The sequence below is a fragment of the Escherichia sp. MOD1-EC6300 genome (assembly GCF_002965045.1).
GTDB lineage: Bacteria > Pseudomonadota > Gammaproteobacteria > Enterobacterales > Enterobacteriaceae > Escherichia > Escherichia coli_F.
Genome location: NZ_PTRH01000001.1, coordinates 38,832 through 50,593 on the forward strand (window position 1 = coordinate 38,832; position 11,762 = coordinate 50,593).

Sequence of the window (11,762 nt, forward strand, 5' to 3'; positions counted from 1 at the left end):
TAAAAAATATCGATTTATGTCGAGTCTATGCAAAAATGATATGGATTACCGGATTGCGAGAGAGCGCTAATGGCCGCCGTTAACTTACGTCATATTGAAATTTTTCATGCGGTAATGACCGCCGGAAGCCTGACTGAGGCGGCACACCTGCTACACACCTCACAGCCAACCGTCAGCCGCGAACTGGCGCGCTTTGAGAAGGTGATCGGGCTGAAATTGTTTGAGCGCATACGTGGACGATTACATCCTACCGTGCAAGGACTGCGTCTGTTTGAAGAAGTGCAACGATCCTGGTACGGACTGGATCGCATTGTCAGTGCCGCAGAAAGTCTGCGCGAGTTTCGCCAGGGAGAACTGTCTATTGCCTGCCTGCCGGTCTTTTCGCAATCTTTTTTACCGCAGCTCCTGCAACCCTTTCTGGCACGTTATCCCGATGTCAGCTTAAATATCGTGCCGCAGGAGTCACCGCTACTTGAAGAGTGGCTCTCGGCCCAGCGTCATGATTTAGGACTCACCGAGACACTCCATACGCCTGCGGGAACAGAACGTACCGAATTACTCTCTTTAGATGAAGTATGTGTGTTACCCCCGGATCATCCGCTGGCGGTAAAAAAGGTATTAACGCCGGATGATTTTCAGGGTGAGAACTACATCAGCCTTTCCCGTACTGACAGCTATCGCCAGTTGCTGGATCAATTGTTTACTGAGAATCAGGTTAAACGACGCATGATCGTAGAAACCCACAGCGCCGCATCAGTCTGCGCAATGGTACGGGCGGGGGTAGGTGTTTCGGTGGTTAACCCGCTCACCGCACTGGATTATGCGGCAAGCGGTTTAGTGGTACGGCGGTTCAGTATTGCGGTTCCGTTCACCGTCAGCCTGATCCGCCCCCTGCACCGCCCGTCATCAGCGCTGGTTCAGGCGTTTAGTGAGCATTTACAAGCGGGATTACCGAAACTGGTCACTTCTCTTGACGCTATTTTGTCGTCAGCTACGACAGCATAAAAGCGACAGCATCCTCGGCATGGATCGCCGCAGTATCAAACACAGGCAGAACACTGCGCTCTTCTGGCACCAGTAAACCAATTTCCGTACAGCCAAAAATGACACCCTGTGCGCCCTGTTCTGCAAGGCGAGCAATCACTTGCGCATAATAAGTGCGTGACGCTTCGGTAAATTGCCCCAGACACAGTTCTTCAAAAATAATCTGATTAATTTTCGCCCGTTCATCCGCTTCAGGAATGAGACAGTTGATGGAAAAATGTTCCGTCAGCCGCCCGCGATAAAAATCCTGTTCCATGGTGTAACGCGTACCCAGCAGCGCCACACGAGTCATTCCGGCCCCGGTAATTGCACGTCCGGTGGCATCCGCTATATGTAAGAAAGGCAGCGAGCAACGAGACTCAATGGCATCCGCCACTTTGTGCATCGTATTGGTACATAACACAATGCCTTCTGCGCCCGCCCGCTGTAAGCCAAGCGCCGCCTCAGCCAGAATATCCCCGGTTTTGTCCCACTCGCCGCGACGCTGGCACTCTTCTATTTCATGAAAATCGACGCTATGTAGCAGCACTTGCGCAGAGTGAAGCCCACCAAGCCGCTGTTTAATACCTTCATTAATCAGACGATAATAAGGAATAGTGGATTCCCAACTCATTCCTCCCAGCAAACCAATTGTTTTCATTCCTCTCTCCTGATGTGTGTTACCGCAACAAGGCTGAATAAGGAACGAGACAAACGCCTCAACGGCCAGGTGCCCAATCTCTATTAACGAAAAAAGGGCCGGATGTACAGCACATCCGGCCCGTGAAATCAGACGCCGATATTTCTCAACTTCTCACCAGCCATCAGTTTGCGTTCGATATGTTCCAGTGTGACATTCTTGGTTTCCGGAATGAGCCAGAAAGTGATGCCCACAAACGCAATGTTCAGCGCAGTGTAGAGCCAGAACGTACCTGCCGCACCAATGCTATCGAGCAGAGTCAGGAAGGTCGCGCCGATAATCATATTCGACACCCAGTTTGTCGTCGTCGAACAAGTGATGCCAAAATCGCGGCATTTCAGCGGCTGAATTTCAGAGCACAAGATCCACACCACTGGCGCGGCGCTCATCGCATAACCGGCAATACACATCATCGTCATGCCAACAGAGAGCCAGGACAAGCCACTGGAAGCCGTACCGTTATCAAACTGCATCAGGCAATAGCCCAGCACCAGAGTGCCTAACGCCATCACGCTGAAACCAATTTTCAGAGCCGGTTTACGCCCTGCTTTATCTACCGTAAAGACCGCAATGAAGGTGGCGAACATAAAGGTCAGCCCTACGACCAGAGTCGCAATCATCTGTTGTTCTGTGGTCGTAAAACCCGCCATTTTGAAGATACGCGGCGCGTAGTACATGATGATGTTCATACCGGTAAACTGCTGCATCGCCTGCAACAACATACCGAGAAACACAGCACGACGGACGTTACGGTTGATCTTAAACAGTGCCCAACCGCCCTGTTTTAACTTCAGGCTTTCACGAATTTCGTTGAGTTCTTCTCGCGCTTTTTCCGACGTATCGCGCAGCATACGCAACACTTCTTCCGCCTCAATATGACGCCCCTTTTCCGCCAGCCAGCGCGGGCTATTTGGCAGGAAGACCACCAGAATAATCAGCAGGACTGCTGGTAAAGCAAGAACCCCCAACATTGCGCGCCAGTTACCGCTATAACTGAACGCTGTATCGGATAAAAACGCCAGCACGATGCCGAGTGTGACCATCAACTGGTACATACTGATCATCTTACCGCGAACGTTTTCACTTGCCATTTCAGAAAGATACAGAGGAGCGGTGTAAGACGCGATCCCGACAGCAATGCCCAGCACCACACGAGCGGCGATTAACATCTCTACGCTGGTCGCAAAAGCGGACCCTATCGAACCGAGCACAAAAAGGATAGCCCCCGCCATCAGGCTGTATTTACGCCCCAGGCGGAACGACAACCACCCATTAAACAGCGCACCAATTGCTGCGCCGAGCATCATGCTACTGACCACCCATTCCTGCAAACGGCTGGTCAGCACAAAGTGATCGGTAATGAACGGCAAGGCTCCGGCGATTACGCCGATATCAAGACCAAATAACAATCCTGCGACCGCAGCAGCTACCGAAACAAACATATTCATACGCCGCGTATCCCGCAAAGAACGTGGCGTTAAAGCAGATTCCGTATTGATAGTAACCATTTTTTCCTGCCAGCAGAGAGTAAGACATAGTGAAAAAATACGTGAACAATTCACACAGGTGTCAGGTCGGAAATAGCATAAATATGGATTAAATTGCTGCGACATGTCGTTATGTGATGGATATTCCAATTTTCAAATTAAGTTGAATTATTGAGATTATTATTAACCAACTAATTTTAAAGCAGATAAAATTCATAAAGTTCACTAATTGATAATTGATATGGATTATTTCATAACCATGATATGGATTATGATGATCTACAGGTATAAAAAACCCTGCCATGCGGCAGGGTCATAAAAGTAAGAAGAATGGATTAACGAGCCAGCCAACCGCCATCCACGGCAATGGTATAACCATTCACATAATCTGAAGCACTGGAGGCAAGAAACACTACCGGCCCCATCAGGTCACTCGGCAGTCCCCAACGGCCAGCTGGAATGCGGTCGAGAATTTCCGCGCTACGTTGTTCATCTGCCCGTAGTTGTTGAGTATTGTTGGTCGCCATGTAACCCGGAGCTATCGCATTAACATTAATGTTGTGTTTAGCCCATTCATTCGCCATCAATCGCGTCACGCCCATCACGCCGCTTTTTGATGCGGTATAAGAAGGCACACGGATCCCGCCCTGGAAGGAGAGCATTGACGCGACATTGATAATCTTGCCGCCATTGCCTTGTGCGATAAAGTGTTTCGCCGCTGCCTGAGACATGAAGAATACGCTCTTGATATTCAGGTTCATGACATCGTCCCAGTCTTTTTCGCTGAACTCGAGAGCATCTTCGCGCCGAATCAATCCGGCGTTATTCACCAGGATATCAATATGACCAAACTCAGCTACCGCGCGATCCAGCAGTCCAGGAATACCATCAATCTTTCGCAGATCGGCGGTCAGGCTTAAAAAACGACGCCCCAGCGCCGTGACCTGCTTGATGGTTTCAGTCGGTTCAACGATGTTAATGCCAACAATGTCACAGCCCGCTTGCGCCAGCCCCAACGCCATCCCCTGACCCAGTCCAGTATCACAACCAGTGACGACCGCAACTTTACCTTCGAGAGAAAATGCACTTAAAATCATAACAATACCTTATTCGTTTATGCCCACAACTAGCGCAAATCTTTAACGGCCACATGGTCCATATCATCAAAGACCTGGTTTTCACCGACCATGCCCCAGATAAAGGTATAAGCTTTGGTTCCGACACCGGAATGGATCGACCAGCTCGGGGAGATCACCGCCTGCTCGTTATGCATCACAATATGACGCGTTTCTTGCGGCTGCCCCATCATGTGGAAAACGCAGGCGTCATCATCCATATTGAAATAGAAATAAACTTCCATCCGGCGCTCGTGGGTGTGACACGGCATGGTGTTCCACAAGTTACCCGGAGCCAGCTCCGTCAGCCCCATACTCAATTGGCAGGTTTCCAGCACATCCGGGACAAAATATTTGTTAATCGTGCGACGGTTGCTGGTGAGGTTATCGCCTAACGTGACTGGAGATACTTCGTCCGGTGTGACTTTTTTGGTGGGATACGTCGTATGCGCAGGTGCGCAATTGTAATAAAACTTCGCCGGAGTAGCGGTATCAATACTGGCAAAGACAACTTCTTTTGCGCCTTTACCAACATACAGGGCTTCGCGGTGACCGATTTCATAGCATTGACCATCGACGGTAATCGTACCGGCACCGCCAATATTGATAACACCTAGCTCGCGACGTTCCAGGAAATAGCTTACCCCGAGTTGTTTACCAACTTCCCCGCCAACGGAAACCGTTTTAGTTACCGGCATAATGCCGCCAACAATAATACGGTCAATGTGGCTGTAAACCATGGTGTACTCATCGGCGACAAATACCTTTTCAACCAAAAATTCATTGCGCAACCCCTGGGTATCCAGCGTTTTTGCATGCGCACTGTGGATACTCTGTCTTACGTCCACATCAACCTCCGATAATCAGTGAAGCGTGAAAATAGAAAACGATAGTGAAACGCTGTTTCGTTTTCTCTATAAGGGGATGATATGCCCACAGGATAGGGTTTTCAATTAAAAATAAAACAATGTTTCATTTTTAAGGTAAGGACTGAAAAAAGTGCAGTGTCGATCACGAATATGTCATGAGAATGGAAAAATCAGGGAGCCCTGAAAATGTATGTCGACTCGCCAGCCACCATTATTCAACAGATTAATGACGGCTGATATTTATCGGTAAGGAGGAAATGCAGAGCTATTCGTCACGTTCAATGGTCAATGCCACGCCCTGGCCCCCGCCGATACAAAGCGTAGCCAGTCCTTTGCGGGCATTACGTTTCACCATTTCATGAACCAGAGAAACCAGGATTCGGCAACCGGACGCGCCTATTGGGTGACCGAGCGCGATCGCGCCACCATTAACATTGACCCGACGCTCATCCCATTCAAGCATCTTGCCAACCGAAAGCGCCTGAGCAGCAAACGCTTCATTAGCCTCAATAAGATCGACATCAGCCAACTGCCAGCCGACACGTTCCAGGCAACGGCGTGTCGCATACACCGGCGCAATGCCCATTAATGCCGGATCTACACCAACGCTGGCAAATGCGCGAATGCGGGCAAGCACGGGTAAATTCAACGCTCGCGCTTTGGCTTCGCTCATCATCATTACCGCAGCTGCGCCATCGTTTATGGATGATGCATTACCCGCTGTCACAGAACCGAGACTATCAAATGAAGGATTTAAACGGGCCAAGCCTTCTGCACTGGCGTCAGTGCGTGGCTGTTCATCGGTATCAACAACCAACGCCTGACCGTTACTTTGGGTCATTACCGGGACGATTTCATCTTTAAATCGTCCGGCGTCAATCGCCGCTCGCGCTTTTTGTTGCGAGCTAAGTGCGTAAGCATCCTGCAACTGACGGCTGATGCCATATTCGCGAGCCAGATTTTCGGCGGTGACACCAATATGATAATCATTGAAGGCATCCCACAAGCCGTCATGCACCAGACTATCAACCAACTGGCTATTGCCAAGCTGTGCACCGGTGCGGCTATCTGTAAGAACGTGTGGTGCGCGGCTCATGTTTTCCTGGCCACCGGCGATGACAATATCCGCCTCGCCACACTGGATCGCCTGAGTAGCCAGATGCAGTGCTTTAAGCCCGGAACCGCAAACGTCATTAATCGTGATTGCAGAAACGCTGTTAGGAAGACCACCTTTAATAGCCGATTGCCTTGCCGGATTCTGCCCTGCTCCTGCAGTCAACACCTGACCAAGAATCACTTCATCCACCGCATATGCAGAAACACCGGTACGTTCTATTAACGCTTTCACGACCAGGCTGCCAAGTTCCACGGCGGAATGACCCGCTAACGCACCACGAAAACAGCCGATAGGTGTCCGTAACGCCCCGACAATCACAACGTCTTTCATCACAACCTCGCACCAATTAACAGTGCAATAGTAAATGATTGTTAATTACAGTTATCTTAATTGTTTAAAAAAAGTGATTTTTATCACAAAGGAAATACGCCTGACCAGCAGTCAGAGACATAACTGGCACGTAAGGTTTGCAACCACTAACCCACCAATAGAGAGGTAGAAAGGGCGTTAATCTCCCATACTTAACCTGGTTTATGGTAAATTGCCCTCCATTTTGTTTAATTTGTAGATGATACGTTCAGATAATGTCTAATATTTGGTCAAAAGAAGAAACTCTGTGGAGTTTCGCGCTCTACGGCACAGCCGTTGGTGCAGGCACGCTCTTCCTTCCTATTCAGTTAGGTTCGGCAGGGGCTGTGGTCCTGTTTATTACTGCTCTGGTCGCCTGGCCTTTAACATATTGGCCACATAAAGCCTTATGCCAATTCATCCTCTCATCAAAAACATCAGCAGGTGAAGGGATAACGGGCGCGGTAACACACTACTATGGCAAGAAGATTGGTAATCTGATTACCACGCTGTACTTCATCGCCTTTTTTGTCGTCGTGTTGATATATGCCGTGGCAATTACCAACTCACTTACGGAACAGCTGGCAAAGCATATGGTTATTGATCTTCGCATCCGTATGTTGGTGAGTCTGGGTGTTGTATTAATCCTGAATCTCATTTTTCTGATGGGACGCCATGCCACTATTCGGGTAATGGGATTTTTGGTATTCCCATTGATTGCCTATTTCTTATTTCTATCTATTTACCTGGTCGGTAGTTGGCAACCTGATCTATTAACTACCCAGGTAGAGTTCAATCAGAATACCCTTCACCAGATATGGATATCGATTCCCGTGATGGTTTTCGCTTTTAGCCATACGCCCATTATTTCTACGTTTGCCATAGACAGACGTGAAAAATATGGCGAACATGCTATGGATAAATGCAAAAAAATTATGAAAGTCGCTTATCTCATCATCTGCATAAGTGTATTGTTCTTTGTCTTTAGCTGCCTGCTTTCTATTCCACCTTCGTATATTGAAGCGGCTAAAGAAGAAGGGGTTACCATTTTATCGGCACTTTCTATGCTGCCGAACGCCCCAGCATGGTTGTCAATTTCCGGGATTATTGTCGCAGTAGTTGCGATGTCGAAATCATTCCTGGGTACGTACTTTGGCGTTATTGAAGGTGCCACGGAGGTCGTCAAAACAACACTACAGCAGGTTGGTGTAAAGAAAAGTCGTGCATTTAACCGCGCACTATCAATTATGTTGGTATCGCTCATTACCTTCTTTGTTTGTTGCATTAACCCGAACGCGATTTCGATGATTTACGCGATCAGCGGCCCGCTCATTGCCATGATACTTTTCATCATGCCTACGCTGTCAACATATCTCATCCCGGCGCTTAAACCCTGGCGTTCCATCGGAAATCTGATTACGCTGATCGTGGGTATCCTGTGCGTATCGGTAATGTTCTTTAGCTAATATCCGTTGTGAATGGTTCAAAATTGCTACAATTTTGAACCATTCCAGTTTTCATAATGTTCATTTGTTATTATTCCGCTCTATCACTTCTCTCGTCATATCGTAGTATTATCAGTTAGTTAAACACACAAAGAGATCTGAACATCTTAAATAAGACTATTTAAGATGCATAACTTAGATTCGCAAGATATCTTCTGGTCATTCAAAAACAATTTGCGATATAGATATTCTTATACCATGAGATAGTTATCTGAACCGTTCTCAACCATGCAAGATTAAATCAGTGAAACATAATCATATTTGATAACGAGAAATGCATTTTTAAATGCCTTACTCAGAATTATAGCAAATACAGATTAATCGCAATTTTTCCCAGCAAAATTACAAAATCATGGTGTATTGACATCATCAATAACCAATGAAATTATGCAATTATATACGGATAGGGAGGTTCTTAACATGGGGCTTTGTAGTCGTTATAAAAGTCTTACATGCAATAGTTGCTCAATGCATTGCCAAATAATGCCAGAAGAGTCACCGCGTTTGCAGTATTGCGCAAACTCGTGTTTTTGTATGTGGCCCGAAGAAAGTTCATATTTTAATCGTGGTGTGGTGGAAGGTATCTTAACAAAAAACCACAATGCGAGATTAAGCGGATATATTTTTGTCGATTTTTCAGTAAGTTTTTTACGTCTATTCCTTGAAAAAGACTGGATTGACTATCTTGCAAGTACTGACATGGGGATTGTTTTAGTCAGCGACCGCAATATGCAATCGTTAGCTAACTACTGGCGAAAACACAACTCTGCAATATCTGCTGTCATATATAATGATGATGGTCTTGATGTTGCCAATGAAAAGATCAGACAACTATTTATTGGTCGCTATTTATCATTTACCAGAGGGAACACATTAACTCAGATGGAATTCACCATAATGGGGTATATGGTTTCTGGTTATAATCCATATCAGATTGCTGAAGTTCTGGATATGGATATCCGTAGCATCTACGCGTACAAGCAACGAATCGAAAAGAGAATGGGTGGTAAAATAAACGAGTTATTTATTCGTTCACATTCGGTCCAACATTGATACTCAACAATCTGCCAGAATCATACTCTGCTTATACGGGCATCTATTGAAATGCCCGTATTTTATAAATAAGCAGTAACCCCAAGAGTAAACAACATGGTATTTAAAACCATCACACGAAAAATTCAGAAGCATTACGAAATATGAATTTACAAACAATAGTGGCGTAAATGTTAATCATGTTAATTTACGTAAAGTTTTACGTTGCGACATTAAAGCCTCATTTCAATCATTATGATAAATATAAAATTAATATATATTTATGCCGTAAATACCAATATACTTAGCAAACTATGTGATTTCCATTTCGATTGATTTAGTGTCTATTGACGTATGTACTGGATTATTAACGATAATATCGAGTTCTGGCCTGAGCACCGAAAATTAATATCGGTACATAACGCCGATCTTAACGTCGTTCTGACAACGCCAGCCAGTCGTTGTTTATCACTTCTACTTGAAGCTTTTCCTGATGTGGTTGCACAACAAGATTTTTTCACCAGAGTCTGGGAAGAAGAAGGTATGCGTGTGCCAACTAACACGTTATATCAGAACATATCCATTATCAGACGCGGATTTCGCGCTGTTGGTGATACCACCCACTCGCTTATTGCAACCGTGCCGAGAAGAGGATTCAAGATTCATAATGACATTAACATACAAAATCATGCAATAAACTCTTCAACAGACGCACATACACACAATACCCCACCTGCCGTAAAAGGTAATGCGGGGTACAAAGAGAGCATTGGTAGCGCAAACAATTTCAATAACAAAATCCTCAAACATATAAAAAGTTATCTAATTATGTTGAGCATATTTGCTATAGGCGTATATTCTGCACATTGGCTATGGAATAATAATCAACCGAAGCCATTCTTCAAGGATTACAAGACTGTTGCGGAAATTAATGGCTGCCATTTTAATGTGACAGAAGATACAATTGATGGGTTGAAAGAGTTCGATAAATATAAGACACGGATACTGGATTCGGGGATTAACTGTAAAAAATATCCGTGGTTATACTTCCCTCTTGCAAAATCCTCACCAAGGATGATTGTTATGGCATGCAATAAAAATTATAACCAACATGAAGTGGCAGGCTGTTTAACCCTGTCTTACCGTGAGGTTAATCGTGATTGATTATAAAAAAAACTTATTATTTATTTTAGTTTTCATCAGTGGGTTTATTCTCTTCATTGTTTACTCTTATACTGCAGAAAAAATGATATATAATGAAACATGCACTGCAAATTGGGTAATTTTTAATGACAAGGGGCGAGCAAATCTTACCATCGACTTTATGTATAACCAAAAAAATAAAACAGGAACTGTTGCGTTGAGCGGAACCTGGCAACAAGGCAACAGAGAAAGTAAATCAATACGGCGAAATATTGAATACACATGGATTGAAAACTATGACACAGCCCATTTAACATCAAAGAAAGTTAATAAATTTGAGATCATGGATCAAGTCGATGATGATAGACTTGCAGAACTTATTCCTGATTTTTATGTCTTTCCAGAAAAAAGTGTAAGCTATAATATACTAAAGCAAGGTAAGCATGCTTTTATTTTGAGTATTGGTAACAGAGCAATCATGCATTGTGCAAGGTAAACTTAAATAGATAACAAAAAGATGGAACCTCGTTAATCATAAAACAATAAAATTAAATATGCTTGTAGTATATGCCAGTATAAAGCATCAAAGTTTTGATCAACATCTTTCATTTTAGACATCACCTTGCAATGTAAAATATCATGTATCAACAACATCTGGTGCAAATCCATGAGTCGAACTCAACATTCATCTTAGCTCTATTATTATTCCTTCGTACAGTCGATGTAAACAATACAGAAAGAGGATTATTAAGAACCAGTTTACTTAGTGAATCAATAGAGGAAAGGACTAACGTTTCTTTAAAAGAATTGATTTCATCATCTGTTAAACTAAACTCATCATTGACAGATCGTGAGATATAACTGTTTTTAACTTTACTCTTTACGTTGACTTTACTGACAGAATTAACATTCACATATCTTGAATTTAGTGCCCATGATGTTGTTTGCGTGAGAACCTTCTCAGCATTAAGGAATTTTTTTAACGGAATCCTTGGTTTCTTTTTCGAGTCCGAATTTACAATATCATGCATATAGACCATTTCATGAATCTGCGAAAACTCAATGTCCATTATATACCTCACATTTTTACCGTGACTCGATGTTACTGTTCAATAATCACCTTCCATCAATACTAAATTTAATACCCCTAATGTGCCGATAACAAATATAGTCATTCTACGTAACGTCTCCATAAGGTGATAACCTTGATCAAATGAATTTCAAAAATAATAAAAGGAAATCTTTTGAGATGTTTGTCACGAATAAAGCTATTTATGTTACCAATATCATTTCGAGTGTGCACACTATCTATCTGTTTTTTCAGGATATAAAAAACAACATGTAAGTTATGTAAATTGCCGATGCTACTAAGTAACATTATGGTAAAAAAAGTAAAAATGAGCGATTTTTGATAGAATAAAGC

General features: G+C 44.2%; 12 protein-coding genes. 5 read left to right on the forward strand and 7 right to left on the reverse strand.

What is annotated here, in order from left to right; all coding sequences use genetic code 11:
• The first annotated feature begins 69 nt into the window (after positions 1-69).
• Positions 70-1,005, forward strand: a complete 936-nt coding sequence (gene lysR, locus BGE37_RS00155; protein WP_000741809.1) for a DNA-binding transcriptional regulator LysR — start codon at positions 70-72, stop codon at positions 1,003-1,005.
• On the opposite strand, the gene ygeA is transcribed toward lysR, so the two are convergent.
• From ygeA to BGE37_RS00180, 5 genes are all read right to left on the reverse strand, one after another.
• A complete protein-coding gene (ygeA, locus tag BGE37_RS00160; RefSeq protein WP_105276689.1) occupies positions 992-1,684 on the reverse strand; it encodes an amino acid racemase in 693 nt (230 codons plus the stop codon). The genes lysR and ygeA overlap by 14 nt on opposite strands.
• A 128-nt stretch (positions 1,685-1,812) precedes the next feature.
• Positions 1,813-3,231 carry an arabinose-proton symporter AraE gene (araE, locus tag BGE37_RS00165; RefSeq protein ID WP_000256438.1) on the reverse strand — a complete coding sequence of 473 codons (1,419 nt, stop codon included), beginning with the start codon at positions 3,229-3,231 and terminating at the stop codon, positions 1,813-1,815.
• Between the two features lie 314 nt (positions 3,232-3,545).
• On the reverse strand, positions 3,546-4,307 hold the full coding sequence (kduD, locus tag BGE37_RS00170; protein ID WP_105276690.1) for a 2-dehydro-3-deoxy-D-gluconate 5-dehydrogenase KduD: 762 nt from the start codon (positions 4,305-4,307) through the stop codon (positions 3,546-3,548).
• A gap of 29 nt (positions 4,308-4,336) precedes the next feature.
• Entirely contained in the window at positions 4,337-5,173 is an 837-nt protein-coding gene (kduI, locus tag BGE37_RS00175; protein ID WP_000383251.1) for a 5-dehydro-4-deoxy-D-glucuronate isomerase, read from the reverse strand.
• Positions 5,174-5,459: 286 nt separating this feature from the next.
• The gene (locus BGE37_RS00180) at positions 5,460-6,641 is read right to left on the reverse strand and encodes an acetyl-CoA C-acetyltransferase (protein WP_000656039.1); all 1,182 of its coding nucleotides are present in this window, start codon (positions 6,639-6,641) and stop codon (positions 5,460-5,462) included.
• Between the two features lie 254 nt (positions 6,642-6,895).
• Between BGE37_RS00180 and BGE37_RS00185 the strand changes: the two genes are divergently transcribed.
• The 4 genes from BGE37_RS00185 to yqeJ all read left to right on the forward strand — a co-directional run bounded on the left by BGE37_RS00185 (position 6,896) and on the right by yqeJ (position 10,835).
• Positions 6,896-8,125 carry an amino acid permease gene (locus BGE37_RS00185; RefSeq protein ID WP_000065947.1) on the forward strand — a complete coding sequence of 410 codons (1,230 nt, stop codon included), beginning with the start codon at positions 6,896-6,898 and terminating at the stop codon, positions 8,123-8,125.
• 459 nt (positions 8,126-8,584) lie between these two features.
• Complete coding sequence (locus BGE37_RS00190) at positions 8,585-9,217, forward strand: helix-turn-helix transcriptional regulator (protein ID WP_001305805.1); 633 nt, start codon at positions 8,585-8,587, stop codon at positions 9,215-9,217.
• 333 nt (positions 9,218-9,550) lie between these two features.
• Positions 9,551-10,360: a winged helix-turn-helix domain-containing protein gene (locus BGE37_RS00195; RefSeq protein ID WP_088542177.1), complete on the forward strand. Its 810-nt coding sequence runs from the start codon at positions 9,551-9,553 to the stop codon at positions 10,358-10,360.
• Positions 10,353-10,835, forward strand: coding sequence for a protein YqeJ (yqeJ, locus tag BGE37_RS00200; protein WP_000568331.1), 483 nt, complete (start codon positions 10,353-10,355; stop codon positions 10,833-10,835). Before BGE37_RS00195 ends, yqeJ begins: the two co-directional genes overlap by 8 nt.
• A gap of 32 nt (positions 10,836-10,867) precedes the next feature.
• Here the strand turns inward: yqeJ and BGE37_RS00205 are convergent, their stop codons facing one another.
• Together BGE37_RS00205 and yqeK are read right to left on the reverse strand one after the other, a co-directional pair.
• Positions 10,868-10,948 carry a hypothetical protein gene (locus BGE37_RS00205; protein WP_072132081.1) on the reverse strand — a complete coding sequence of 27 codons (81 nt, stop codon included), beginning with the start codon at positions 10,946-10,948 and terminating at the stop codon, positions 10,868-10,870.
• A gap of 35 nt (positions 10,949-10,983) precedes the next feature.
• The gene (yqeK, locus tag BGE37_RS00210) at positions 10,984-11,409 is read right to left on the reverse strand and encodes a protein YqeK (protein ID WP_000350603.1); all 426 of its coding nucleotides are present in this window, start codon (positions 11,407-11,409) and stop codon (positions 10,984-10,986) included.
• Positions 11,410-11,762 lie beyond the last annotated feature (353 nt).